At 74.9% G+C, this 25582-nt stretch carries 25 protein-coding genes; 7 read left to right on the forward strand and 18 right to left on the reverse strand.

The features are described 5' to 3' along the window. Positions 1-50: 50 nt before the first annotated feature. The 3 genes from LFA75_RS08185 to LFA75_RS08195 all read left to right on the forward strand — a co-directional run bounded on the left by LFA75_RS08185 (position 51) and on the right by LFA75_RS08195 (position 3052). Positions 51-971, forward strand: a complete 921-nt coding sequence (locus LFA75_RS08185; RefSeq protein WP_225233150.1) for a hypothetical protein — start codon at positions 51-53, stop codon at positions 969-971. A 360-nt stretch (positions 972-1331) separates the two neighbouring features. After that, on the forward strand, positions 1332-2345 hold the full coding sequence (locus LFA75_RS08190; protein WP_225233151.1) for a type VII secretion protein EccE: 1014 nt from the start codon (positions 1332-1334) through the stop codon (positions 2343-2345). Further along, entirely contained in the window at positions 2342-3052 is a 711-nt protein-coding gene (locus LFA75_RS08195) for a hypothetical protein (protein WP_225233152.1), read from the forward strand. The genes LFA75_RS08190 and LFA75_RS08195 overlap by 4 nt, the downstream gene beginning before the upstream one ends. 5 nt (positions 3053-3057) lie before the next feature. Here the strand turns inward: LFA75_RS08195 and LFA75_RS08200 are convergent, their stop codons facing one another. Both LFA75_RS08200 and LFA75_RS08205 read right to left on the reverse strand, forming a co-directional pair. Further along, positions 3058-3438 (reverse strand): hypothetical protein, encoded by a 381-nt coding sequence (locus LFA75_RS08200; protein ID WP_225233153.1) that lies wholly within the window; start codon positions 3436-3438, stop codon positions 3058-3060. Then, positions 3435-4265 carry an SseB family protein gene (locus LFA75_RS08205; RefSeq protein WP_225233154.1) on the reverse strand — a complete coding sequence of 277 codons (831 nt, stop codon included), beginning with the start codon at positions 4263-4265 and terminating at the stop codon, positions 3435-3437. The genes LFA75_RS08200 and LFA75_RS08205 overlap by 4 nt, the downstream gene beginning before the upstream one ends. Before the next feature lie 39 nt (positions 4266-4304). Here LFA75_RS08205 and LFA75_RS08210 point away from each other — a divergent pair, with 39 nt between their 5' ends. Beyond that, positions 4305-6014: a right-handed parallel beta-helix repeat-containing protein gene (locus LFA75_RS08210; RefSeq protein ID WP_225233155.1), complete on the forward strand. Its 1710-nt coding sequence runs from the start codon at positions 4305-4307 to the stop codon at positions 6012-6014. 3 nt (positions 6015-6017) lie between these two features. Here the strand turns inward: LFA75_RS08210 and LFA75_RS08215 are convergent, their stop codons facing one another. From LFA75_RS08215 to LFA75_RS08240, 6 genes are all read right to left on the reverse strand, one after another. Then, positions 6018-6962, reverse strand: a complete 945-nt coding sequence (locus tag LFA75_RS08215; protein ID WP_225233156.1) for a MinD/ParA family ATP-binding protein — start codon at positions 6960-6962, stop codon at positions 6018-6020. A gap of 82 nt (positions 6963-7044) precedes the next feature. Beyond that, on the reverse strand, positions 7045-8628 hold the full coding sequence (locus tag LFA75_RS08220; protein ID WP_225233157.1) for a GMC family oxidoreductase: 1584 nt from the start codon (positions 8626-8628) through the stop codon (positions 7045-7047). Then, positions 8625-9926, reverse strand: a complete 1302-nt coding sequence (locus tag LFA75_RS08225) for a class I adenylate-forming enzyme family protein (RefSeq protein ID WP_225233158.1) — start codon at positions 9924-9926, stop codon at positions 8625-8627. The genes LFA75_RS08220 and LFA75_RS08225 overlap by 4 nt, the downstream gene beginning before the upstream one ends. Before the next feature lie 28 nt (positions 9927-9954). Then, on the reverse strand, positions 9955-10188 hold the full coding sequence (locus tag LFA75_RS08230) for a hypothetical protein (protein ID WP_225233159.1): 234 nt from the start codon (positions 10186-10188) through the stop codon (positions 9955-9957). 1304 nt (positions 10189-11492) lie between these two features. Then, entirely contained in the window at positions 11493-12092 is a 600-nt protein-coding gene (locus tag LFA75_RS08235; RefSeq protein WP_225233160.1) for a transglutaminase-like domain-containing protein, read from the reverse strand. Beyond that, entirely contained in the window at positions 12089-12958 is an 870-nt protein-coding gene (locus tag LFA75_RS08240) for an MBL fold metallo-hydrolase (RefSeq protein ID WP_225233161.1), read from the reverse strand. The genes LFA75_RS08235 and LFA75_RS08240 overlap by 4 nt, the downstream gene beginning before the upstream one ends. A gap of 82 nt (positions 12959-13040) precedes the next feature. Here LFA75_RS08240 and LFA75_RS08245 point away from each other — a divergent pair, with 82 nt between their 5' ends. Beyond that, positions 13041-13565 carry a hypothetical protein gene (locus LFA75_RS08245; protein WP_225233162.1) on the forward strand — a complete coding sequence of 175 codons (525 nt, stop codon included), beginning with the start codon at positions 13041-13043 and terminating at the stop codon, positions 13563-13565. A 54-nt stretch (positions 13566-13619) separates the two neighbouring features. On the opposite strand, the gene LFA75_RS08250 is transcribed toward LFA75_RS08245, so the two are convergent. The 5 genes from LFA75_RS08250 to LFA75_RS08270 all read right to left on the reverse strand — a co-directional run bounded on the left by LFA75_RS08250 (position 13620) and on the right by LFA75_RS08270 (position 18734). Continuing rightward, positions 13620-14906, reverse strand: a complete 1287-nt coding sequence (locus LFA75_RS08250) for a M23 family metallopeptidase (protein ID WP_225233163.1) — start codon at positions 14904-14906, stop codon at positions 13620-13622. A gap of 168 nt (positions 14907-15074) precedes the next feature. Then, the gene (locus tag LFA75_RS08255) at positions 15075-15869 is read right to left on the reverse strand and encodes an ATP-binding cassette domain-containing protein (protein ID WP_225233164.1); all 795 of its coding nucleotides are present in this window, start codon (positions 15867-15869) and stop codon (positions 15075-15077) included. Beyond that, complete coding sequence (locus tag LFA75_RS08260) at positions 15866-16909, reverse strand: ABC transporter permease (RefSeq protein ID WP_225233165.1); 1044 nt, start codon at positions 16907-16909, stop codon at positions 15866-15868. The genes LFA75_RS08255 and LFA75_RS08260 overlap by 4 nt, the downstream gene beginning before the upstream one ends. Beyond that, entirely contained in the window at positions 16906-17877 is a 972-nt protein-coding gene (locus tag LFA75_RS08265; protein WP_225233166.1) for a substrate-binding domain-containing protein, read from the reverse strand. Before LFA75_RS08265 ends, LFA75_RS08260 begins: the two co-directional genes overlap by 4 nt. Positions 17878-17972: 95 nt before the next feature. After that, positions 17973-18734, reverse strand: a complete 762-nt coding sequence (locus LFA75_RS08270; RefSeq protein ID WP_225233167.1) for a GntR family transcriptional regulator — start codon at positions 18732-18734, stop codon at positions 17973-17975. 60 nt (positions 18735-18794) lie between these two features. Between LFA75_RS08270 and LFA75_RS08275 the strand changes: the two genes are divergently transcribed. Beyond that, positions 18795-19865: a Leu/Phe/Val dehydrogenase gene (locus LFA75_RS08275; protein WP_225233168.1), complete on the forward strand. Its 1071-nt coding sequence runs from the start codon at positions 18795-18797 to the stop codon at positions 19863-19865. A 183-nt stretch (positions 19866-20048) separates the two neighbouring features. Next, entirely contained in the window at positions 20049-20261 is a 213-nt protein-coding gene (locus tag LFA75_RS08280; RefSeq protein ID WP_225233169.1) for a DUF3073 domain-containing protein, read from the forward strand. A gap of 96 nt (positions 20262-20357) precedes the next feature. On the opposite strand, the gene purM is transcribed toward LFA75_RS08280, so the two are convergent. Genes purM through LFA75_RS08305 form a run of 5 tightly spaced genes read right to left on the reverse strand, consistent with a single transcriptional unit; the run spans position 20358 to position 25478 of the window. Next, positions 20358-21419 (reverse strand): phosphoribosylformylglycinamidine cyclo-ligase, encoded by a 1062-nt coding sequence (gene purM / locus LFA75_RS08285; RefSeq protein ID WP_225233170.1) that lies wholly within the window; start codon positions 21417-21419, stop codon positions 20358-20360. Next, on the reverse strand, positions 21416-22996 hold the full coding sequence (gene purF, locus LFA75_RS08290; RefSeq protein WP_225233171.1) for an amidophosphoribosyltransferase: 1581 nt from the start codon (positions 22994-22996) through the stop codon (positions 21416-21418). Before purF ends, purM begins: the two co-directional genes overlap by 4 nt. A gap of 58 nt (positions 22997-23054) precedes the next feature. Next, on the reverse strand, positions 23055-23783 hold the full coding sequence (locus LFA75_RS08295) for a DUF72 domain-containing protein (protein WP_225233172.1): 729 nt from the start codon (positions 23781-23783) through the stop codon (positions 23055-23057). A 1-nt stretch (position 23784) separates the two neighbouring features. After that, positions 23785-24393, reverse strand: coding sequence for an MBL fold metallo-hydrolase (locus LFA75_RS08300; RefSeq protein WP_225233173.1), 609 nt, complete (start codon positions 24391-24393; stop codon positions 23785-23787). Continuing rightward, a complete protein-coding gene (locus LFA75_RS08305; protein WP_225233174.1) occupies positions 24393-25478 on the reverse strand; it encodes an S-(hydroxymethyl)mycothiol dehydrogenase in 1086 nt (361 codons plus the stop codon). Before LFA75_RS08305 ends, LFA75_RS08300 begins: the two co-directional genes overlap by 1 nt. Between the last annotated feature and the right edge of the window lie 104 nt (positions 25479-25582).

Here is a 25582-nt window from a genome sequence, read left to right on the forward strand (position 1 = left end):
GCATGGCGGACCGATGCCGCCACCCGGCGCGGCTGACGCGAGGAGGGCACGTGGCCGAGGGCACCGACGTCACCCTGGACGCCGTCCGTGAGTACGCGCTGTCGATGCGCACCGACGGCATGTCGGCCGTCGGCGAGGCCGGGAAGCAGATCGGACCCATCGCCGGGGCCTCCGTGGGGCTCAGCGGCGTGCCCGGCTCGGGCGCCGCGCAGGCGCACTACCGGCAGCTGGCGCAGTCGCTGACCCTCTACATGCAGGACGTCGCGCTCAACGCCCAGGCGCTGTCCAACATCGCCACGATCGTGGCCTGGAACTACCAGCACGGCGACACCAGCCAGGCGGCCCAGATGAACAGCGTCAACGGCGCGCTGTACCCGCCGGCCGGCACCAGCACCCTGTCCAGCGAGCTCGCCGCCCAGCAGGCCGCGGCGGAGGCGGAGCATCGCCGGCTCGCCCAGCTGTACCGCCGCATGGGCGAGGAGCCGCCCGGCTCGCCGTACACGACCCCGGCTGGTGTCACGCTCACCGGCCCGGCCGCCGACCAGGCCCGGGCCGACGCCGCGGCCGCCGCCGCCGAGCAGCCCGCCGGCGGCGCCGGCCCCGCGGGCCTGACCCCCGTCCAGCGGATGAACCTGGCCAACGACACGATCGAGGACCACCAGGAGGCGGTCCGGCAGGCCAGCGCCACCCAGCAGGTCACCGGCTACGACGAGTACGGCAACCCGATCGTGGAGTACGTCGCGCCGGACAGCTACGAGGAGGCCAGCGGCGCCGGCGAGGAGAACACCAGCACCGCCGGTGAGTACCAGGAGGCGCTGGACTGGGCCGAGCAGGAGCGCGAGGACGGGTACGACGCGACGGTGACCGTCGGCGAGGACGGCGAGGTCCACACGGAGACCGACCGTCCGCCGACGCCGTACAACGACTGGTCGCAGACGTCGGCGCCCTCGTCGCCGTACTCCACCGGCTGACCGTGCCGACCGATCCCGGCGGCCCGGTCAGCGTCTCCTACCCGGTCGACGCGGCCGACGCCTCCGACGACCACAACTTCAACACCCTCGACGTGACCACCATGTACCGCTACGTCATGCTCGAGGACCCGACGTCGCTGACCGCCGCGGCCGACGGCTGGTCCGCCCTGGCCGGGGTGCTCGAGGGCCAGGCGGCCCTGCTGCGGAGCAAGGGCACCACGCTGGCCGCCGACTGGACCTCCGACGCCGCCGGGGGCTTCCAGGNGCCGTACCCGGACCGGCCGCCTGCGCGCCGGGCAGGTCGTCGCCGTCGAGATCGCCCTGGTCGCCGCCGTCGCCGCACACCGCCAGCCCTGGCCGGTGCTGGTGCCGGTCGCCGTCGCGGTGGTCGCCGTCCTGGCCCTGTCGCTGACCCGCTGGTCGGGCCGCTGGGGCTACGAGTGGGCCGGCCTCCGCCTCCGGCACGGGCTGCGCCGGCGTCGCCGGACCCTGCCCGCGCAGGCCCCGGCACCCCGCCTCGCGGAGGCCGTGCTCGACGCGGTCGTCGACGGCGGCTGGCTGGACCAGCTGGACCTCGACGGCGTCCCGGCCGCGCTGTGGGTGCACGACGGCGGGCTGTCCGTGGCGGTGGGGGTCCCCTCGACCGGGGACCGGCCCTACCTGGCGCGGACCGTCGTCCTGCCGCCGGTCCCCGCCCTGCTGCCGGCCGCGGACGAGGGCGGCCCCCGGTTCACCCTGCAGGGGCTCGAGCAGGTCCACCCGGCCGGCGTCGGCGAGGGACCAGCCGCCCTGTCCTACCGGGAGCTGACCGGTGGGCGGGTGCCCGCCGTCTCCCGCTGCTGGGTCGCCGTGCAGGTGCTCCGCGGGGCCGACGACGAGGACCCGGCCCTGCGCACCGCCCTGGCCAACGCCGCCCGCCGGGTGGTGCGGCGGCTGCGCAAGGCCGGCCTGCGGGCCGTCCCGCTCGCCCCCGAGGACGCCGTGACCGGGGTGCTCGGCCTGCTCGGCGACCAGGTCGGGCCCGCCCCCGCCGTGCACGAGCGCTGGTCCAGCTGGTCGGCCGGCGGCCACCGGTGCGTGACCAGCGCGCTCGACCTGCCGGCCGACCGGGTGTCCGAGCTCCCCGCCGCGGTCGCCGAGCTGCGCGAGCGCACCCTCGCCGCCGGTACCGCGACCATGCTGGCCGTGGCCGCCCGCCGGGGTGACGACGGCTTCGTCGACACCCAGGTCACGCTGCGGACCGTCGTGCCCGACGGGGGCACCGGGCCCGAGGTGCTGGCCGGCGCCGTGGGCGCGGGTGTGCTGCGGCGGCTGGACGGCCGGCAGCGCGCCGGCGTCGCCGCCACCCTCCCCCTGGGCGGGTTCCTCCGGTGAGCGGCGAACCCGGCACCCTGCCGGTGCCCGCCCTCGAGGTGCTCCCGGCCACCGCGACCACGGCCGCCGGCACCCGGTCGCTCGTCGGCGGCGGCGGGCTGGTCGTCGGCGTGGACGACGCCGGCCTGCCGGTCGTGCTGAGCCTGTTCCGGTCCGAGCCGACCGCCGCGGTGTGCCTGGGCGGGCTGGGTCTGGTGCAGCGGCTCGTGCTGCGGGCGATGGCCCTGGGCGCCGTGGTCAGCATCGAGTCCGACCGCCCCTCGGCGTGGACGGCGCTGGTCCGGCTGGCCGCCGCCGACGGCCAGGTCGTGGTGGTCCCGCACGACCGCGGCCGCCAGGCACCGGCCGGCGACGAGCAGCCGGGCACGCCCGGCCGGCCCCGCCTGCTCGTGCTGGACGGCGACGCCGCGGCCGCGGGGGACTCCCGCCGGGCCGGGCGCTGGTCGGCGGTGCTCACCTGCGTGGACAGCACGCACGAGTGGGGCCGCGGCGCGCTCGGCTCCGCGGACGTCGTGGTCTCCCGGCCGCTGTCCCGCACCGAGGCCCGGCAGCTCGCGCGGGTGCTCAACCTGGACGAGACGCTGCTGCGGTCCACCGGCCGGGACGACGCCCTGCTGCTGGCCTCGCGGGCCGGTGTCGTGCAGGTGCAGCACCGGGTCACCGGCGTCGAGCAGTGGCTCGTCGGCGCCGCCACCGGCCGCGGCTGACCCGGTCAGCCAGCGGCGAGGGTCTGCTCCTCGCGCACGCCCCGCACCTCGTCGGCCGGGACCCAGCGCCGGTGCACCCCGCGCTCGACCTGCTCGAACCCCAGTGCCCGGGCCGGCGCGCCGGTGCCGAGGTGCTGCAGCAGCAGCTCGGTGCCCCGCTCGTCGACCACGGCGCAGTCCGCGCCGCGCCAGGTGCCGACCCGGCGCAGGTGCACCAGCACCTCGCACCCGGCCAGCGGCAGCTCGCGGACCCACTCCCCGGCGGCCGGGCCGGGGACGAAGCCCGGTCGCTCGGATGGGGACAGCAGCCAGACCCACCAGCCGTCCGCCCGCAGCTCCGGCGCCGCCCGGTGCTCCTCGCCCTCGACCCGGGCCCGCCAGCTCATGCCCGCTCCCCCGCCGGCACCGGCACGAGCAGCCGCCACCGGCCGTGCAGGGCGTCGTAGCGGGCGCGCTGGGTCTCCGCGCCGTGCCGGTCCAGCTCCACGAGCCCCGCGCCGTGCGGCAGGGCGACCTGGTCCACCCGGTACTCGCGCACCGGCGTCGTCCGGCCGGGCCCGAGGCCCATGGCGTCGCGGTCGACGCCGTACAGCCCGGCGCCCAGGACCGGCCAGCGCAGCAGGTGCACCGATCCCTCGTCGGTGACCAGCGCGAGCTCCTCGTCCGCCCGTCCCAGGGCCTGCAGCAGCACCGTCGGCGCCCCGACGTGCTCGAGGTCCGCGGCGCGCTGCACCTGGCCCGAGGCACGGGCGTCCCGCTCGTGCAGCAGCGGGTCGATGCCGGCGATCGGGACCACCTGCTGCACCCAGACCACCTCGCCGGGGGCGGCCGCCACCTCGTCGGCCAGGTCGGGGGCCAGCAGCCGGGAGACCGTGCCCGGTTCCAGCAGCAGCGGGTGCGGGGTGCCGAGGTCCACGGCCAGGCCCCAGGCCGGGTCCGGCCAGTGCAGCACCAGCTCGGCGAAGGAGGCCACCTGCCAGGGACCGGCCGGCGCGCCGGCCGCCATGAGCTCGGGCGACGTCCAGACCGTGACCCAGTCCCGACCCTCCGACTGGGCCAGCGGCCAGGAGGCCGCGCCGTCCGTGCTGGCCGGCACGACCAGGTCGGCGCCGCGCAGCAGCGCCAGTCGGGCGGCCTCGTCCCCGGACTCGGCGGCGAAGGCCCACAGCTCGGCGAACGGGAGGTCGTCGACCGGCGGCTGCTCGTCGTCCATCGGTCCCCAGCCTAGGGCTCCGGTACCGTCAGCAGCCCCATGAGCCCACGCCTGCAGGTGTCCGCCACCCGTCCCGGTAGCTACCCGACGCTCGCCGAGGCGCTCCTCGACGCGGCCGACGGCGACACCGTGGTCCTGTCGTCCGGCGAGCACGTCGGCGAGCTCGACCTCCGCGGCCGGGCCCTGGTGCTGGAGGCCGACCCGTCGGCCACCGCGGCCGTCGGCGGGGGCCCCGACGCCCCCGCCGAGGGCGCCGTCCGGCTGACCGGCCGGGGCTACGACCCCACCGTCCGGGTGCACGGCGGCCGGCTGACCCTGCGCGGGCTGGTGCTGACCGCCGACGAGGGGCACGTCCTGGACGCCGTCGACGCCGAGCTGGTCGTCGAGGCCTGCCGCCTGGAGGCCGGCGTCGGCGCCGCCCTGCGGGCCACCGACCGCAGCCGGCTGATCGTCACCGGGTGCGTGCTCGTCGGCGGGGCGCAGGGCCTGGTCGTGGAGGACAGCGGCGGAACGGTCGTGCAGACCACGATCACCGGGTCCGCCGACGACGGGGTCGTCGTCCGGCTGGGCGCGGACCCGGAGCTGCGCGACTGCGTGGTCCGCGACAGCGGTGCCCGCGGGGTGTACCTGTACCAGTCGGCGCGGCCGACGCTGGTCTCCTGCGAGATCACCGGCAGCGGCGGCACCGGGATCGCGGTGGCCTCGGGCAGCACCGCAGTGCTGCAGCGGTGCGCCGTCCGCGGGACCGGCGGGGTGGGCATCGACTTCGCGGCGGGCACGGCCGGCCGGGTCGAGGGCTGCCGCACCGAGCGCACCGCCGAGCCGGGCGTGCACGTGGACCCGGACGCCGACGTCACCGTCGTCGAGGCGGCCACGGCCGCCGCGGCGGGCGTCGGGTCCGACGGCTCGGCCGGCGGTGACCCCGAGCGGGTCGAGGAGCTGCTCGCCGAGCTCGACGCGATGGTCGGCCTGGAGGGGGTCAAGGCCGAGGTCCGCTCGATGATCGACGAGATCCAGGTCAACGAGTGGCGGCGCAGCGCCGGGCTCGCGGTCGGCGGCGCCAGCCACCACCTGGTGTTCGCCGGGGCGCCCGGGACCGGCAAGACCACGGTCGGGCGGATCTACGGGCAGCTGCTGGCCGCGCTCGGCGCCCTGCCCGGCGGCCCGCTGAAGGAGGTCTCCCGGCGGGACCTGGTCGGCCAGTACATCGGGCACACGGCGGAGAAGACCGCCGCGGTGTTCGACGAGGCCGCCGGCGGGGTGGTGTTCCTCGACGAGGCGTACACCCTCACCCGGCAGGCCGGGGGCGGCGGCAACGACTTCGGCCAGGAGGCCGTGGACATGATCGTCAAGCTCATGGAGGACCGGCGGGACACCCTCGCGGTGATCGCGGCGGGCTACACCGCCGAGATGATCCAGTTCCTGGAGGCCAACCCCGGCCTGGCGTCGCGGTTCGTCAAGACCGTGGAGTTCGAGAACTACGGGCCCGAGGAGCTGACCCTGATCATCACCCGGATGATCAGCGCCGGGGACTACCTGCTGGACGACGCCGCCGTCCCCCTGCTGCACGACCACTTCGCCGGGGTGCAGCGCGGGGCCGACTTCGGCAACGCCCGCGAGGCCCGCAAGCTGTTCGAGAAGCTGCGCAAGGTGCAGTCGGCCCGGCTGCGCCAGCTCGGCGAGCGCCCGACGGTGGCCCAGCTGCAGACCATCACCGCCGACGACGTGGCGATCGCCGTCAGCTCGTAGCCGTCAGCTCGTGGCCAGCGACGCCCCGAACGCCGAGGCGGCCAGCCGGACGGCGGCCGCCCGGGTGCGGTGGTCCAGCAGCTCCAGACGCAGCTGGCTGCCGGTGGCCAGGTGCCGGTCGGCCGGCACCGAGAGGAAGTCCCCGGCCAGCCCGGCGAACCGGGCGCGGGCCTCGGCGAGGTCGATCGCCGCCCCGCCGGCCGGCACGTTGGTGACGGTGACGATGCTCCGGTCGGCCAGCGCCTCGAAGCCGCTGGTGCGCAGCCAGCGCAGCACGTTGTGCGCGGCCAGCATGCCGTCGACGCTGGGCGAGGTGGCCAGCACCAGGCTGTGGCAGCCGCTGACCACCCGGCGCATGAGCGGGGTGGCGAGCCCGGCGCCGCAGTCGGTCACCATCACCGCGAAGTGCCGGAAGACGGCGTTCATCGCCTGGACGTAGACGTCCTCGGTGAGCGCCGCGCTCTGCTCGGGGTCCCGGCCGCTGGGCAGCACCCACGCGCCGTCGGCCGAGCGGGCCAGGGCCCCGGCGAGCACCTCGAACCGGCCCGGGTCGCCGGCCGCGGCCAGCTCGTGGGCCGAGGCCTGCAGCGGGACGCCGGTGCGCAGCGCCAGCGACCCGAAGGTGGTGTCGGTGTCGAACAGCAGCACCGGGTCCTGCCGGGAGCGGGCGATGGTGCTGGCCAGCAGGACCGACAGGGTGGTCTTGCCGACGCCGCCCTTGAGCGCGATCACGCCGACCCGCCGCGGCGAGGGCACCGGCGTCCCGAGGAACGCCGTCCAGGCGGTGAGGTCGGCGTTGCTGGGGGTGGGTTCGCCCTCGGCCAGGCCACGGCCGAACAGCCGGCGGCGCGGCGCCGGGCGCGGGGCGTCCAGGCCGGCGACACCGGGGTCGAGGTGCGGGGCTCCGTGCTGGCCGGAGTAGGGCATCGGGGGGTACGGCGAGCTCACGGTGCCAGGAACTCCTCGGACCACATGCGGTCAAGATACGACGCCGCCCCGTCCGTCCGCGGCCCCGACGCACTCGTCCGGGTCACAGCTCGGTCATCAGCTCCGCGGCCCGCTCGCCGACGGCCACCGCGGTGGCCGCCGGGCCCCGGGTGGGCACGGTGGGCAGCACCGACGTGTCGGCCACCCGCAGCCCCTCGACCCCGCGGACCCGCAGGTGCTGGTCGACCACGGCACCCGGGTCACCGGCCGGCCCCATCCGCGCGCTGCCGGACAGGTGGATGGCGGTCGCCAGGTGCGCCCGGGTCCAGCGGTCGAGGGCGGCGTCGTCGGCCAGCACGTCGTCGGGCAGGTCGGTGCGCCCCTGCACCAGTCCGGCCATCGCGCCGGTGCCCAGCAGGTCGGCGGCCAGCCGGACCGCCCGGCGCATCCGCTCCCGGTCGGTCGCCGTCGACAGGTAGCGGTACCGGATGCGCGGCTGGACCGACGGGTCGGCGCTGGTCAGGCCGACCGTCCCGCGGCTGTCCTCGGCCTGCAGCGCGACGCCGAGGTACAGGTCGTCGCGGGTGCGGGCCTGCTGCCAGACCTTGGCCGGCGAGGTCCCGCGCAGCGCCCGGAGGGTGGCCCCCGGCCGGCGCAGCACCTCCGCGAGCCCGGACAGGGCGTGCCCGTCGGAGCGGGACAGCATCACCTTCGAGAACGGCTTGAGCCAGGGCATGACCTCGAGGTGGTCGGGGGTGTTCAGCGCGGTGGTCAGCGGCAGCATGCCGCGGGGCATCGGCGTCCGACGGGTGGGTGACCAGGTGACGTATAGGTCGGGGTGGTCGGTGACGTCGGCGCCCACGCCGGGGACGTCGGCCAGCACGTCGACCCCGACCGCCCGCAGCGCGTCGGCCGGTCCGATGCCCGACAGCATCAGCAGGTGCGGGGTGCCGACCGCCCCGCAGCTCAGCACGACCTCCGCGGCCCGGTGCTCGGTGCCGTCGGCGGTGCGCACGCCGACCGCCCGGCCGTGCTCCACCAGCACGCGGACGACGGGGCTGTCGCCGCGGACGGTGAGCCCCGGGGAGTCCCGGCGGGGCGACAGGTAGGCCATCGCGGCGTTCACCCGGACGCCGTCGCGCACGTTCAGCGGCACCGGCCCCACCCCGGGCGGGGCGTCGGCGTTCTTGTCCGGCTCGGCCGGGAAGCCCAGCTCGAGGCAGGCCGCGGTGAAGGCGTCGGTGATCGGGTGCGGGTCGGTGACCCGGCTGACCGGCAGCGGGCCGGTGGTGCCGTGCAGCGGGTCGGCCTCGCTGCGGTCGAACGCCGGGCGCAGGGCGTCGGCGGACCACAGGTCGTTGCCGAGGGCGGCCCAGCCGTCGCAGTCCTCCCGCGTGGCCCGGATGAAGTAGGTGCCGTTGAGCGCGCTGGAGCCGCCGAGCACCTTGCCGCGCGGCACCGGCCAGCGGACGCCGTCGGTCAGCTCGCCGGTGAGGTCCCAGTTGGCCGGGTGCCCGGGGACGGCGGCCCCCATGGTGGCGGCCTCCCGGATCGTGGCCGGGAAGTCCTCGGGACGGCGGTGGTCGGTGCCGGCCTCCAGCAGCAGCACCGAGCGACCGGCGTCCACGAGGCGCGCGGCCAGCGCGCACCCGGCGGACCCGGCGCCCACCACGACGACGTCGGTCACAGCCCGAGGACACCCGGGAGGTCGAGGCGGCGGACCTTGCCGGGGGAGGTGCGCGGGAGCTCGTCGAGTCGACGTGTCGACTTGGGGCGCTGGGCCGGGCCCAGCCGCTCCCGCGCCCAGGCGGCCAGCTCGTCGGGGGTCGCCGTCCCCACGTAGGCCGCGACGACCCGCTGGCCCCAGTCGTCGTCCGGGACGCCGAACACGGCGGACTCCACGCCCCCGGGGTGCGCGTCGAGCACCGCCTCGACCTCGGCCGGGTAGACGTTGACCCCGCCGGAGATGACCAGGTCCTCGCGGCGGCCGTCCAACCAGACGGTGCCGTCGTCGTCCACCCGGCCCAGGTCGCCGACGGTGACCCAGTCGCCGTCCCAGGCGGCCGCGGTCTTCTCCGGCGCGCGCCAGTACTCGAACCGGGCCCACCGCGGGACGGCGCACCACAGCTGGCCGCGCTCGTCGGTGGACAGCGTGCGGCCGGGGCGGGCACGGCCGACGCTGCCCGGGCGGGCCAGCCAGTCCTCGGTCGTGCAGACGGTGAACTGGGCCTCGGTGGACCCGTAGAACTCGTGCACGGCGCCGTCGGGGAGGGCCGCGACGACCGCCCGCTTGACCGGCTCCGGGCAGGGGGCGCCGGCGTGGGCGAGCAGCCGGAAGCTGGACCAGTCGACGTCCTCGCGGAGCAGCCGCTGCAGGTGGGTCGGCACGCAGAAGGTCGTGGTGGGGGCCTGGTCGGTGATGGTGCGGGCGGCGCGCGCTGCGTCGAACGGCCCGGGCAGCAGCACCTCGCCCCCGGCGAGCAGGGTGTGCGCGGCGAACCGGAGCGGCGCGGAGTGGTGCAGCGGGGAGAGCACCAGGTGCCGGTCGTCCGGGCCGAAGCCCCAGAGGTTGATCTCCTCGGTGGCCAGGGCGCGGGCGTCGTCGTCGGCCAGGACGCCGGACCACACGCCCTTGCGCCGTCCGGTGGTGCCCGAGGTGTAGTGCATCGGCCGGGCCAGCGGGAACGGGGCGAGGTCGGCCTCGGTGTCGCCGAGCAGCTGCCCGGGGTCGTCGCCGACGTCCAGCGCGGGGTCGGCGTCGGCGACCAGCTCGGCCCGCTCGGCGGCCGGCAGCGCCGGGTCCAGCACCACGGGGACGACGCCGGTCCGCAGCGCCCCGAGGACGACGGCCAGCAGCTCCGGCGAGGCGGTCGCGGAGACGACGAGCCGGTCCCCCCGGCCGATGCCGCGGTCGGCCAGCGCGCCGGCGACCCGCCGCTGGGCGGCCGTGCTGTCCGCCGCCCGGACGACGGGCACCTCGTTCATCCCTGCACCCTCGCACGGGCCACGCGGTTCAGCGACGGCCGTTGCGCCGGCTCCAGCTGCTCCAGGACACGTCGTGGTTGTGCGCGTTGCCGAGCACCTCGGCGTCCCGCCGGCCCTCGCGCGCCTGGTACGAGATGTCGCCGGAGTGGGTGACCGTGGATCCTCGCTTGCGCACCGCCCGGTCCATCGACCAGCCGACCACCAGCAGGACGACGAGCACGCCCACCACCGCAGCCCAGAACCCCATGGCCGAGTCTGGCATCCCGCCTTCGTCGCGGTCACCCTCCTGGCGAACCCTGCCGCCTGCGCATACGCCTGCCGCCTGCCGCCCTCCGCGGCGGACCTTCCCTCACGACCTCCCACCGTCGTCGCGGTTGCCGTCCTGGAGGGCCCTGCCGCCTGCGCCTGCCGCCTTCCGCCTTCCGTCTTCCGCGGCGGACCTTCCCTCACGACCTCCCGCGCGGGCCGTCGCTGCAGGGACGCAGGGGAGGGCTCGGGGCGGTGCAGGCGTCCGTCGCTGCAGGGACGCACGGGAAGGCTCGGGGCGGCGCAGGCGCTCGTCGCTGCGGTCCCCGATGGCCCCCGCGCAACCCGGCACCCCAGCATCGCAGCTACCTCAGACACCGGGTCGACAGCCTGTGGACAACCTTCTGAGCTGCGGATTTATCTTGCTCGGGCTGATCAGGCCCGGTAGACTTCGAACACATATTCGAACAGCGCGAGGAGGTGGTGGCGGTGCAGCAGCAGGTGGTCGGGACCCGGATGGGGCTGTCGGTGGGCATTGCCCAGGTCGAGGTCTTCGCGTCAGCCGCCGCCCACGCGGCGGTGCTGGAGGCCGAGCAGGCGACCCGCATCGCCGCCGGCCTCGCGCCCGCGGGTGCCACCCTGCGATCGACCCGGTTGTCCGAGCTGCTGGTCACCCCCGACACCGGCCGGGCCAGGGTGCACGCCGTGCTGCGCGACGTCGCCGACGCCCAGGCGCAGCTGCACGCCCTGCAGGCTGCAGCGATCGCCCGCCTGGCCGAGCTGCAACCGGCGCAAGAACCGCTGCCCGGCAGCCGCCGCAATGACCCGGCCGACGCCGACCGGCCCGACGACTGGGTCGCCGACGAGGTCGCCGTCGTGCTGGGCATCGGGGNTGTCGACACCCACCCACCCCGACACCCTCACCGACCTCCTCGGACCCACCCCGAAGCGGTTCCGCAGCCTCACCCCCGAGCAACGAGCAGCTCGCCGAGCAGCAGCCGCCGACCGCGCGCGCCTGGCCGCCGAGATCGAGGCCGAGCTCGACGCCGCCCTCGCTCGTCGAGCCGACGAGACCCAGCGCGGCGACCACGTCTCGACCGACTCCGCCGAGCGGGCCGCCGAGCACCGAGCCGCAGAGGGCAGCGATCCCAGCGCGGACCCCCCACCCTTCTGACCGTCCGGATCCGCAGCCGGGCGGCACGACGGGGGCACCGGAGTCGACGGAGCAATCCGAGGCCGGGCGGCACGTCGGAGAACCCCGGCCACGACGGACGTTCCTCCGGCCTGGACAGCCCGGCGGGCTCGGGGTGGGATGCCCGGTCAGGGGCAGCGATCCCCGATCATCGACGGCACGTCGTGGGCCAGCCGGGCGCGGCGGACATCGGTCACCGACCGCAGCGGGGCCAGCACCTCCACGACCGGCGCGGCGAAGACACCCGGGACGTCCCGCTCGCCCAGGCCGGGGTCCGGGACGTACACCAGCCGTTCGCGCACCAAGTCGAACGGCACGTCCACCCCGCGCGGGTCCAGCCGGTGCCACCGCCGGTCCACCCAGACCGCCGCCAGGCCGTGCACGACGTGCCCGCCGGAGCCGTCGGCCAGCCGCTGGTAGCAGAGACCGGACGGGATCCCGCGCGACCGCAGCAGCGCCACCAGCAGGTGCGATTGCGCGTAGCAGAGCCCCACGCCCGCCTCGGCCACCTCGGAGGCCCGGACCGTCACCCGTGGGTCGTCGACGTCGGAGGAGTGCGCCACCCGGTCCCGCACGTGCTCGAAGGCGCGTCGGGCGTAGGTCGCGTCGTCCGGGCCGTCGGCGGCCAACCGGTCGTGCAGCGCCCGCACCACCGGGTGGTCCAGGTCGACCACGTCGTCACCGGCGAGGTAGCCCTCCGGCGCACCGGTCCGCAGGTCGGCGATCACGCCACCCGCCAGTTGTCCCCCGCACCGCACACGACCTGGCCGGTCGCCGACAGCTTGGCCAGCGTCGCCCGGGTCGACTGCTCGGCGGCCGGCCACACCGCGCGCGGCACCTCCGCGTACACGTGGGCGACCAGCTCGGCGACCGTCCGGTCCCCGCCGAGCAGGGCCTCCAGCAGCTGGAACTCCCGGTAGGCCCGGTGCGCCGCGTAGAACTCCAGCACCGACCCGACGTCCTCGGTCAGCTCGGGCCCGTGCCCGCAGTACAGCGCCGCCGGCCCGAGCCGGTGCACCCGGCGCAGCGAGTCCAGGTAGGCCAGCACGTCGCCCTCGGGGTGCGTGACCACCGACGTCCCCCGGCCCAGCACGTGGTCCCCGACCAGCACCGACCCCGTCTCGGTCCGGAAGGCCAGGTGGTCCCGGGTGTGCCCCGGGGTCGCGACGACGGCCAGCGACGTCCCGGCGAGGGTGACCGTGTCCCCGTCGGCGAGCACCCGCCCGTCGGGCCCGGCCACCTCGGCCGAACCCGCCGCCACCTGCACGCTGAACCGCGCCGCCCACGGCAGGGCCGCCTCGGCGTGGTCCCCGTGGTGGTGGGTCACCAGGACCGCGACCACCTCGGCGGCCCGCGCCGCCAGCACCTCGCGCACCGCGGCCAGGTGCACCGGGTCGTCGGGCCCCGGGTCGACCACGACCACCTGACCGCTGCCGGGCGCCCCCACCACGTAGGTGTTGGTGCCGTCCAGCGTCATCGGCGAGGGGTTCGGGGCCAGCACCCGGGTCACCAGCGGCTCGGGCTCGGCCGTCCGGGGCAGCTCACCGGGGGCAGGCAGCGACCAGCTGCGGCGGGGATCGACGGGGGCGTCCACGGCACGACGGTAGCCAGCCCGGACGCCCCCGGGTCGGCCACGCCACCCGTCCGGGGGCACAGCTGGTCCGTAGCCTGGACCCATGCGCCTGACGACGACCCTGAAGACGACCCTCTCCGCGGCTGCCGCCCTCGCCCTGCTCACCGCGTGCGGTGGCGGCTCCGACGACGAGACCACCGCCCAGGGCAGCTCCAGCTCGTCCTCCTCCGCCGCGGCCCCCAGCTCCAGCGAGGAGTCCGGTGGCGACGACAGCGAGGCCGCCGCGTTCTGCAGCGAGGCTGAGGGTGCCTTCGCCGACCTCCAGTCCGCGACCACGAGCGCCGACCCCTCCACCATCCCGGCCCTGTTCGCCGAGGCCTCCGCCCGCCTGGACGCCATCGAGCCCCCGGCCGAGATCAGCGAGCCCTGGGGCGTCCTGACCGGCGCGCTGGACACCGCCGTGGCCAACGTCCAGGGCCTGGACCTGAACACCCCGGAGGGCCAGCAGGCCTTCGTCGCGGAGTTCACCCAGCTGCAGACCACGGCCACCGACGCGCAGGCACAGGTCGAGACCTACGTGACCGCCAACTGCGACGTCCCCACCGAGAGCGCCTCGCCGACCAGCTGACCCACCACGACGCACGAGGCCCGATCCCCCCTCGGGGGACCGGGCCTCGTGCGTTCAGCAGCCGCGGATCGAGACACCGCGGGCGGACATCCACGGCACGGGGTCGATCGCCCCGCTGTACATCGCCCCGTTGGGGTGCACCTCGAAGTGCAGGTGCGGACCGGTCGACTGGCCCTCGTTGCCCACGTCGGCGATCTGTTGACCGGCCTGCACCCGCTGCCCGGCAGAGACGTAGTACCGGCTGATGTGGCCGTACACGGTGACCGCCCCGTCGGCTCCCAGGATGTAGACCGCGTAGCCGAAGCCGGTCGCGGGACCGGCGCGCTGCACGGTCCCGGCGGTCGCGGCGTAGACCGGGGTCCCGATCGGGGCAGCCATGTCCACCCCGTTGTGCGTGGTGCCCCAGCGAGCGCCGAAGCAGCTGCTGGTCCGGCCGGCGGCCGGCAGCACGTACCCGGCCTGGGCCGAGCCCGAGCCCGAGGACGACGAGGCCGCGGCCGCGTTGCGGGCGGAGGCGGCGGCCGCAGCGGCGGCGGCCGCGGCGGCCTGCTGGGCGCGGGCCGCGGCGGCCTCCTCGGCGGCCTTCTGGTCCACCCATGCCTGGTAGGCGTTGCGGGCGCCCTGCAGGGACAGCAGCTGGATCTGCGCGGCCTGCAGCTGCGCGTCGTAGTCGGCCTTCTCGGCGCTCACCGAGGCGAACACCGACTGCTGGGAGGCGACCTGACTGTCGGCCGTGGTCTTGGCGTCGGCCGCGGCCTGCTCGGCGGCGGCCTGCTGGTCGCGGGCCTGGCGGGCGGCGGAGTCGGCGTTGGCCTGGGCCACCTGGGCCACCTCGAGCTCGCCGAGGACGTCGACCTGGTTCTCGGCGACCCAGTCCAGCAGCGCGGCCCGCTGGATCAGCTCACCCGGCCCGGCGGCGTCCAGCAGGGCCGCGGTGGTGGTGAGGGCGGTCCCGTCCATGTAGCTGTCGCGGGAGAACACCGAGATGCGGCCCTGCGCGGCGGTCACCTCGGCGGTGGCAGCGGCCAGCTGCGCGGCGGTCTGGTCGGCGGCCGCCTGGGCGACCGCGAGGGCCTCCTGGGCCACCTCGTAGGCGATGCCGGCCGACTCGGCCTGCACCTGGGCCTGCTCGAGCTGGGCCTGGGCGGCGGCGGCCAGACCGGCGATCCGACCGACCTCGGCCGCGGCCGCGTCCTGGGCGGCCTGGGCCGCGGTGATCTCGCCGTCGCTGGGGTTGCCCGGGGCCGGCGGGGCCGCCGCGGCAGGCCCGGCGAGGCCGAGCACGACGACGGCGGACGCCAGGACGGCGACGAGCGTGGTGCGCAGCGGGTGCTGCGGCATGGTGGCGCTCCCTGGGGAAGAGGGATGGCGTACGAGCCGCTGGACTGTCCCACCCGCCCCACGAGTCACACGCGCAACACGCCGAGGCAGCCTGGACTGGTCCGTCACGACCCGTGCGTTGCTGTCCCACTCCCATCGACACGGAACCGGAGCAGCTTGAATCCCCCGTCAGCCGAGGAGGGGATCGCGCTCCAGCTCGTGCGCGAGGGCGTCGAGCTCGGCCCCGCCGGACATCAGCGTGGTCAGCTCGTCCCGGCTGACCTCGGCCTTCTCCCGCTCCGCGATGCTGCGACCCCGGCGGAGCACCAGGAACCGGTCACCCACCGGGTAGGCGTGGTGCGGGTTGTGGGTGATGAAGACCACTCCCAGACCGCGCTCCCGGGCCGCCGCGATGTAGCGCAGCACCACCCCGGACTGCCGGACACCCAGGGCCGCGGTCGGCTCGTCCAGGATCAGCACCCGGGCACCCAGGTGCACCGCCCGCGCGATGGCCACGCACTGCCGCTCGCCGCCGGACAGCGTGCCGATGGGCTGGTCGACGTCGCGCAGGTCGATGCCCATGGCGGCCATCTCGTCCTTCGCCGTCTGCTTCATCAGGCCGACGTCCAGCATCCCGAACGGGCCCTTCCGGAGCTCGGAGCCCAGGAAGAAGTTCCGCCACACCGGCATGAGCGGGACGACGGCCAGGTCCTGGAAGACCGTCGCGATGCCCAGCGCCAGCGCGTCGCGCGGGCTGGACATGTGCTGCTCCACCCCGTCGACCCGGTACGTGCCCTCGGAGTGCTCGTGCGCCCCGGCCAGGATCTTGATGAAGGTGGACTTGCCGGCGCCGTTGTCGCCCAGCACGCAGGTCACCTGGCCGGCCCGCACGGTCGTGGTGACCCCGCGCAGCGCGACCACCGACCCGTACGTCTTGCCCAGGTCGGTGACCTCGATGAGCGGCGCGGTCGTGTCGGTCGTCATCGCATGCGCTCCGCTCTCGTGCGGACCCAGTTGTTCACCAGCACCGCGGCCAGCAGCATCACGCCGAGGAAGGCGTAGAGCCAGTTGCTGTCCCAGCCGGCGTAGACCACGCCCTGCCGGGTCATCCCGTAGATCAGCGCACCCAGCGCCGCACCGACCGCCGAGCCGTACCCGCCGGTGAGCAGGCACCCGCCCACCACCGCGCAGATGATGTAGATGAACTCGTCGCCGACGCCGGTCGAGGACTGCACGGTCGAGGACTGGAACAGGCTGATCATGCCGACCAGCCAGCCCGCCGCGGCCGTGGTCATGAACAGGCCGATCTTGGTCCGGGCCACCGGGACGCCGGTCGCCCGGGCGCTGTCCTGCGCCCCGCCGACGGCGAAGACCCAGTTGCCGGCCCGGGTGCGCAGCAGCACCAGCGTCGCGACCGCGGTGACCGCGAGGAACCACAGCACCGAGACCGAGATGCTGGCCCCGCCCACCTCGATCACGCCGCCGAACAGCGGCCGGACCGAGTCGAAGTTCGGCACCTTGGCGAAGCCCTGCACCGCGACCTGGCCGTAGACCAGCTTCACCAGTGCGAGGTCCAGCCCCTGGAGCACGAAGAACGTGCCGAGGGTGACGATGAAGCTGGGCAACCCGGTGCGGACCACCAGCACGCCGTTGAGCGCGCCGATGGCCAGCGCGACGACCAGCGCCAGCAGCACCGCGACCCAGACGTTGAGCCCGAAGCCGGTGGTGGTGACGCCGACGAGCAGCCCGGTGGCCCCGGTCATCGCGCCGGCGGAGAGGTCGAACTCCCCGCCGATCATCAGCATCGCGACCGCCACGGCCATGATCCCGAACCGGGACGCCGAGTTCAGCCAGGTGCCCACGCCCGAGGGCGTGAGGAACTGGTCGGCGACGGCGGTGAAGAAGATCAGGATCGCCAGCGCGGCGACCGCCGCCCCGACCTCGGGACGACGCAGGACGCGGGTGACCCGCCCGGTGGGGGCCGGCGGTCCGTCGACGTCCCGGGTCGGGGCGACCGTGCTCATCGGGTGCCGTTGGCGGCGAACTCGGCGACCTCGGCGGCGTTGTCCTGGGTGATGAAGGCCGGGCCGGAGTTGACCGGCTGGCCACCGCCCACCACGTTGCCGTTGGTCGCGAAGAGGTAGAGGAAGGAGACCGGCAGGTAACCCTGCACGTAGGGCTGCTGGTCGACGGCGAACGTGATGTCCCCGGCGGTGATCGCGTCGGTCACGTCGGAGGAGATGTCGAAGGTGTCGATCTCCGCGGAGGTGCCGGCGTCGCCCTGGGCGGCGACCGCGGCGACCGCGACCTGGCCCTGCAGCGCGAGCACCACGCCGACGTCGGGGTCGGACTGCAGCTTGGACAGGATGGTGTCCTGCACCTGGGCGGTGTCGGTGCCGTCGACCTGCAGGTTCTCGACCTGACCGCCGTAGGTGGCGGCGACCGCGGAGCAGCGGTCCTCCAGGCCCACGTTGCCGGCCTCGTGGATGACGCAGAGCACCTTGCCGGTCTGGCCCTCGTCGTTCAGGCGCGTGCCGACCGCCTGGCCGGCGGTGGTCTCGTCCTGGCCGACGTGGGTGATCGCGCCGAACTCGGCCGACTGGCCCTGCCCGGAGTTGATGGTGATGACCGGGATGCCGGCGGCGACGGCGGCCTCGACCGAGTCGCGCAGCCCGTCGGGGTTGGCCATCGACACCACGATGCCGTCGACGCCCTGGGAGACGGCGTTGTCGATCAGCTCGGCCTGCCGGGTCGGGTCGGGGTCGCTGTTGTAGTCGACGGTGATGCCCAGGTCGTCGGCCGCGCGGTCGGCGCCGGAGCGGACGACGTCCCAGAAGGAGTCGCCGGGCGCGCCGTGGGTGATGACGGCGATGTCCAGGTCGACCGACCCGGAGTCCGAGGACGACGTGTCCTCCTGGCCGGTGCCGCTGCAGCCGCTCAGGGCCAGGACACCGGCGACGGCGAGGACGCCGGCCGATCGGGTGATGCGCATGGTGGTGGTGCCTCTCGTTGCAACAGCGCCCGCGACCGGGCATACCAGTGGATGAGTATGTATGCCTCGCCGCCGGACGCCGGCACGCCCCGCTCTCAGGGGGTGAGCAGGCTCATCTCGAAGCTGTACCGACCGGCCACGTAGACGTGCCGGCCGAACTCCACCGGGGTGCCGTACCGGTCGTAGGACGTGCGCTCCATCGTCAGCAGCACCCCGCCCACCTGCTCGTCCAGCAGGTCGGCCTCCGACTCGGTCGCCGCCCGCGCGCCGATGACCTGCTTGGCCGAGTGCAGCACGATCCCCGAGGACCGGATCAGCGCGTACAGCCCGGTCCGCTCCAGCTCCTCGGTGCCGAGCTCCAGCAGGCCGACCCGCAGCCAGTTGGTCAGCCGGGCGATCGGCGCGCTGCCCGCCGAGCGCAGCCGCACCACGGTCACCGCGTCCATCCCCTCGGGGATGGCCAGCGCGCGGGCGATCTCCGGGTCGACCGGGCCGACGTCCAGCGAGAGCACCCGGGTGACCGGGTCCTGGTCGGCCCGCACCAGCTCGTCGAAGCTGCTGGTCGGCTCGGGCGCCGGCAGCACCAGCGGCTGGCCGACCCGGGTGCCGGCGCCCCGGCGGCGGACGATCAGCCCCTTCTCCACCAGGTAGCGCATGGCCTGGCGCAGGGTCGGCCGGGACAGCCCGAGCGAGTCGGCCAGCGCGACCTCGTTGTCCAGCCGGGTGCCCGGCGGCAGCCGACCCGAGGCGATGCCCTGCTCGAGGTATCGCGCGACCTGGCGGTACAGCGGCACCGGGCTGGTCCGGTCGAGCTCCAGCCCCGCGACGACGTCGGGGGTGCCCTCGACCGAGCCCATCGTGTTCCTCCTGGTGTCGGGTACCAGCCTGGCACGGGGGCGGCTCGTAGTGTCACGGGCGTGGACGTCCTCGCCTCCGGTCACGAACAAGTCGTCTTCTGCGCCGACCCGGAGTCCGGGTTGCGGGCGGTGATCGCCATCTACTCCACCGCCCTCGGCCCCGCCCTGGGCGGCACGCGCTTCTTCCCCTACGCCTCCGAGGAGGCCGCGGTCACCGACGCGCTGGCGCTGTCGAAGGCCATGGCCTACAAGAACAGCCTGGCCGGCCTGGACCTCGGCGGCGGCAAGGGCGTCATCATCGGCGACCCCGCGGTGCACAAGACCGAGGCCCTGCTGCGCGCCTACGGCCGGTTCGTCGAGTCCCTCGGCGGCCGGTACCTGACCGCCTGCGACGTGGGCACCTACAACGCCGACCTGGACGTCGTGGCCCGCGAGACCCGCTTCGCGCACGGCCGCTCGCTGGCCCACGGCGGCTGCGGCGACTCCTCGGTGCTCACCGCGTTCGGCGTCTTCCAGGGCATGCGGGCCGCGGCGCAGCACCGGTGGGGCTCGCCGTCGCTGGCCGGGCGCACCGTCGCCGTCGCCGGGGTCGGCAAGGTCGGCTCCTGGCTGGTCGACTCCCTCGTCGAGGACGGCGCCGCGGTCGTCGTCACCGACGTGGACCCGACCGCGGTGCAGCGGGTGGTGGCCAAGCACCCCGGCGTCCGCACCGCCGCCGACACCGCTGAGCTCGTGCGCACCCCGCACGACGTCTACGCGCCCTGCGCCCTCGGCGGCGCGCTGGACGACGAGACCGTCGCCGTGCTGCCGGCGGAGATCGTGTGCGGCGGCGCCAACAACCAGCTGGCCCACGAGGGCACCGCCCAGCTGCTGGCCGACCGCGGCATCCTCTACGCCCCGGACTACCTGGTGAACGCCGGCGGGGTCATCCAGGTCGAGGACGAGCGGCACGGCTTCTCCTTCGCCCGGGCCGAGGCCAAGGCGACCACGATCTTCGACGTCGCCCTCCGGGTCTTCGCCGCCGCCGACGCCGACGGGGTCTCCCCCGCGGTCGCCGCCGACCGGCTCGCCGAGGACCGGATCCGGTCCGTCGGCCGGTTGGCGACCATCCGGTTGCCCCGTCCGGGCTGAGATCCACCTCACTCCGGGCCGCTCTGACCAGCCCGTCCGGGGGACGCGCGGGTCGGACGTGTGCCGAGCCCCGATCCGTGACGTAAGCTCCTCCTCGGACACAATCACTCAGTCGGGGTCGCCACACGGGCCGTCCAAGCCCAGTGCTGGACGCCCGCCACTCCGTAACGAGGGGGTCGAGCCATGGGGCGCGGCCGAGCGAAGGCCAAGCAGACACGCGTGGCCCGTGAGCTCAAGTACAGCTCACCATCCACCGACCTGACTGCTCTGCAGCGGGAACTCGGTGGTCAGCCGTCGACCTACACCACCCCGGTGGCGAAGGACGACGACGAGGACGACATCGCCTCGAGGTGGATCGACGACGAAGCGGACGACGACTGGGCAGCCAGTCGCTGATCCGCTGCGCCGCCGGGCACAGCAACGCACCACCGCACTGCCGACGAACACACTGCCGACACCGTCGTCCCCCGGGACGGCGGTGTCGTCGTGCTGTCAGCGGTAGGAACCGACCAGACGGCTGGGCACGGCCTGCACGTCGCCGCGGGGACCGATCTCCCCGGCGACCCACGCGGGCACGCCGCGGTCGGTGAGCAGGGCGACCGTGCGGTCGGCGGCCTCGGGGGCGACGGCGGCGACCATGCCGACGCCGCAGTTGAACGCCCGCTCGGACTCGCCCCGCGGCACGCCGTGGGCCTCCATGAGCTGCACCGCCGCGGGCAGCGCCCAGGTCGAGCGGTCCAGCACGGCCACCAGGCCGTCGGGGACGACGCGCCCGGAGTTGGCGGCCAGCCCGCCCCCGGTGATGTGCGCGAAGGCGTGCACCGCGTCGACACCCAGCTCGGCGACCAGGGCCAGGCAGTCCAGCGCGTAGATCCGGGTCGGCTCCAGCAGCGTCGCGCCCAGCTCCCGGTCCAGCCCGGCCGGGGTGGCGTGCAGGTCCAGCCCGGCGCTGGCGACCACCCGGCGGACGAGGGAGTAGCCGTTGGAGTGGAACCCCGAGGACGCCATCGCGACGACGACGTCCCCGCTGCGCACCCGCTCGGGGCCCAGCACCGCGTCGGCCTCGACCACGCCGACCGCGGTGGCGGCCAGGTCGTACTCGTCGGCGTCCATCAGGTCGCCGTGCTCGGCGGTCTCCCCGCCGACCAGCGAGGCACCGGCGAGCCGGCAGCCGGTGGCGATGCCGGTGACGATCGCGGCGATCCGCTCCGGGACGACCTTGCCGCAGGCCACGTAGTCCTGCAGGAACAGCGGCTCGGCGCCGCAGGCCACCAGGTCGTCGACGCACATGGCGACCAGGTCGATGCCCACGGTGTCGTGCCGGTCCAGCTGCCGGGCCAGGGCGATCTTCGTGCCGACGCCGTCGGTGGACGACGCCAGCAGGGGCTTGCGGTACTTCTGGGTGTCCAGCGCGAACAGCCCGGCGAACCCGCCGAGGCCGCCGACCACCTCGGGCCGGTTGGTGGCCTCGACCGCGCTCTTCATCAGCGTCACGGCGCGCTCGCCGGCGTCGATGTCGACGCCGGACTCCGCGTAGGTGAAGCCGCCGGTCACGGGCGGCGCAGCGCGTCGTCGGCGCCACCGGAGGTGCTGGGGCTGCCGGCCTGCTGACCGGTCCACCCGCTGACGGCGCGGGCCGCCTCCCGGTCGACGTCGTCGAGCACCGGCAGCGTGCGCCGGGTGATGCCCTCCAGCACGTGCTTGCCCAGCACCTCGGGCTCGCCCAGCGGGATCGGGTACTCCCCGGTGAAGCAGGCCGAGCACAGCCGGTTGGCCGGCTGCTCGGTGGCCGCGATCATCCCGGCCTCGCTGACGTAGCCCAGCGAGTCCGCGTTGATCGAGGCGCGGACGCCGTCGACGTCCAGGCCGTTGGCCACGAGCTCGGCCCGCGAGGCGAAGTCGATGCCGTAGAAGCACGGCCACTTCACCGGCGGCGAGGCGATCCGCACGTGCACCTCGACGGCGCCGGCCTCGCGCAGCATGCGGATCAGCGCGCGCTGGGTGTTGCCGCGCACGATCGAGTCGTCCACGACGACCAGCCGCTTGCCGCGGATGACGTCGCGCAGCGGGTTGAGCTTGAGCCGGATGCCCAGCTGCCGGATGGTCTGGCTGGGCTGGATGAACGTGCGGCCCACGTAGGAGTTCTTCACCAGGCCCAGGCCGTAGGGGATGCCCGAGGCCTCGGCGTAGCCCACGGCGGCCGGGGTGCCCGACTCCGGCACCGGGATGACCAGGTCGGCCTCGACCGGGTGCTCCTTGGCCAGCCGGCGGCCGATCTCGACCCGCGCGGCGTGCACGCCGCGGCCGGAGATCGTGGTGTCCGGGCGGGCCAGGTAGACGTACTCGAACACGCAGCCCTTGGGCGAGGCGGGCGCGAAGTGCTGGGAGCGCAGGCCGTCCTCGTCGATGGCGATCAGCTCGCCGGGCTCGACCTCGCGGACGTAGGAGGCGCCGACGATGTCCAACGCCGCGGTCTCGCTGGCCACGACCCAGCCGCGCTCGAGCCGGCCCAGCACCAGCGGCCGGACGCCCTGGGCGTCGCGGGCGGCGTAGAGCGTCGTCTCGTCCATGAAGGTGAAGCTGAACGCCCCGCGCAGCAGCGGCAGCACCTGCATCGCCGCGGCCTCGACCGACAGGTCCTGCTTCGCCGCGATCAGCGCGGTGACGATGTCGGAGTCGGTGGTCGAGGAGAAGGCACCGGAGACGCCCTCGTCGGCGGCCCGGCTGGCCAGCTCGGCGGTGTTCACCAGGTTGCCGTTGTGGCACAGCGCGATGCCGGTCCCCGACCCCGTCGTCCGGAACGTCGGCTGGGCGTTCTCCCAGGTCGAGGCGCCCGTCGTGGAGTACCGGGTGTGCCCGACGGCCAGGAAGCCGCGCAGGCTGCTCAGGGTCGACTCGTCGAAGACCTGGCTCACCAGCCCGAGGTCCTTGTAGACCACCACCGAGGCACCGTCGGAGACCGCGATGCCCGCGGCCTCCTGACCCCGGTGCTGCAGGGCGTAGAGACCGAAGTAGGTCAGTTTCGCGACCTCCTCCCCCGGTGCCCAGACACCGAAGACGCCGCAGGCGTCCTGGGGTCCGGCATCCTGGGGGTCGAGGTCGTGCGTCAGCCGTCCATCACCGCGAGGCACGGTTGCGAGGGTACCGGGGCCAGGTGGACGCACCAGCCCCCGACGCGTGAACCTCAGCTCACCCCAGCAGTTCGCGCAGCCGCCGGGCGTTGCGGACGGCGTGCCCCTCGCCGTCGTTGTTGAAGTAGCCGACCCCCTCGGTGCCCCGCCACTCCCGGATCCGGTCGGCCCACCAGTGCAGGTCCTCGTCGCTGTACGAGCCGGCGTAGAGGTGCTCGTGGTCGGGTCCGTGCCACCGCACGTAGGCGAACGGCGCGGTCACCCGCAGCACGCAGGGGATGCCGGCGCCGCTGACCACGCAGTAGGCCGCCCCGTGCCGCGCGAGCAGGTCGAACACGTCGTCGTGCTGCCAGGTGGGGTGCCGCAGCTCGACCGCCACCCGCAGCCAGGGCGGCAGGTGGGCCAGGAACCAGGCCAGCCGGTCGTCGTCGCGATGGTGGTCGGGGCGCAGCTGGACCAGCAGCACGCCGCGGCGGTCGGCGAGCTCGTGCCAGCCCGCCGCCATCCGGCCGATCCAGGTCTCCGGGTCCAGCAGCCGCTTGGCGTGGGTGAGCCCGCGGGCGGCCTTGACGCTCATCGCGAAGCCCTCGGGCAGCCGGGAGCGCCAGCCGGCGAAGGTGGTGTCGCGCGGCCAGCGGTAGAACGACGCGTTCAGCTCGACGGTGTCGAACTCGGCGACGTAGCGCGCGAGCCGGTCCCGGGACGGCGTCCCCGGTGGGTAGAGGACGCCGTCCCAGTGGTCGTAGCTCCACCCGGACGTCCCGATGCGGGGCCGGGGTGCATCCACGTCAGTGGATGTTGTCGACCTCGTCGGCGACGACCGTGTCGTCGCCGTGCCCGGTCTTGACCACGGTCTCGCCGGGCAGCGTGAGCAGCCGCTCCTGGATGGAGTTCAGGATCGTCGGCTTGTCGCTGTACGAGCGCCCGGTGGCACCGGGCCCGCCGCAGAACAGGGTGTCGCCGGTGAAGACGGTGTCCAGCTCGGGGGCGTAGAGGCAGGTGCTGCCCGGGGAGTGGCCCGGGGTGTGCATGGCCACGAGCTGGGTGCCGGCGACGTCGAAGGTGGTGCCCTCGACCAGGTCGTGGTCCGGGGCGGCGTCGGGGTGCACGACGTCCCAGAGCATCCGGTCCTCGGGGTTGAACCAGATCGGGGCGCCGGTGGCCTCGCGCAGCGCGACCGCGGCGGTGATGTGGTCGTTGTGCCCGTGGGTCAGCACGATCGCGCCCAGGGTGCGACCGCCGACCGCCGCCAGGATCGGGGCGGCGTCGTGCGGGGCGTCGATGACCAGCACGGTCTCGTCGTCGCCGACCAGCCAGACGTTGTTGTCCACGTCGAAGTCCTGGCCGTCGAGGCTGAACACGCCGCTGACCACGGTCTTGTCGATGCGCGCCGGCATCAGAAGACCACCACCGAGCGCAGCACGTCGCCGTGGTGCATCTTCTCGAACGCGGCCTCGACGTCGCCGATGCCGATGGTCTCGGAGACGAACGCGTCGAGGTCGAAGCGGCCCTGCAGGTACAGGTCGATGAGCATCGGGAAGTCCCGGCTGGGCAGGCAGTCGCCGTACCAGGAGGACTTCAGCGCACCGCCGCGGCCGAAGACGTCGATCAGCGGCAGCGTGATCTCCATCGTCGGGTTCGGCACGCCGACCAGGACGACGGTGCCGGCGAGGTCGCGGGCGTCGAACGCCTGCTGGTAGACCGCCGGGTGGCCCACGGCGTCGATGGCGACGTCGACGCCGAACCCGCCGGTGAGCTCCTTGATCGCGGCGACCGCGTCGGTCTCCTTGGAGTTCACGGTGTGGGTGGCGCCCATGCCCTTGGCCCACTCGAGCTTCCGGTCGTCCAGGTCGACGGCGATGATCTTCGCCGCGCCGGCCAGCCGGGCACCGGCGATCGCGGCGTCGCCGACCCCGCCGCAGCCGAAGACGGCCACGGTGTCCCCGCGGCCCACGCCACCGGTGTTGATCGCGGCACCGACGCCGGCCATCACGCCGCAGCCCAGCAGGCCGGCGGCGGTCGGGGAGGCGGCCGGGTCGACCTTGGTGCACTGCCCGGAGTGGACGAGGGTCTTCTCGGCGAACGCGCCGATGCCCAGCGCCGGGGACAGCTCGGTGCCGTCCTTGAGCGTCATCTTCTGCGTGGCGTTGTGGGTGTCGAAGCAGTACCAGGGCTTGCCCTTGGCGCACGCCCGGCACTTCCCGCACACCGCGCGCCAGTTGAGGATGACGAAGTCACCGACGGCGACGTTCTCCACGCCCTCGCCCACGGCCGAGACCACGCCGGCGGCCTCGTGGCCGAGCAGGAACGGGAACTCGTCGTTGATCCCGCCCTCCCGGTAGTGCAGGTCGGTGTGGCAGACCCCGCACGCCTGCACGTCCACGACCGCCTCACCCGGCCCGGGGTCGGGGACGATGATCGTCTCGAGACTGACGGGGGCTCCCTTGCTGAGGGCGACGACGCCCTGCACCTCGTACGGCATGCACCGCAGCCTATGGGTGGGGTCCGACGGCGGTCCGACGGCTTCCGCCCTGCGGACGATCACGGCGAGGTCTCGTTCGCCGCGCGAACGGTTGCACCCCGCAC

Origin of the sequence: Klenkia terrae (assembly GCF_900491935.1) — a bacterium.
GTDB lineage: Bacteria > Actinomycetota > Actinomycetes > Mycobacteriales > Geodermatophilaceae > Klenkia > Klenkia terrae.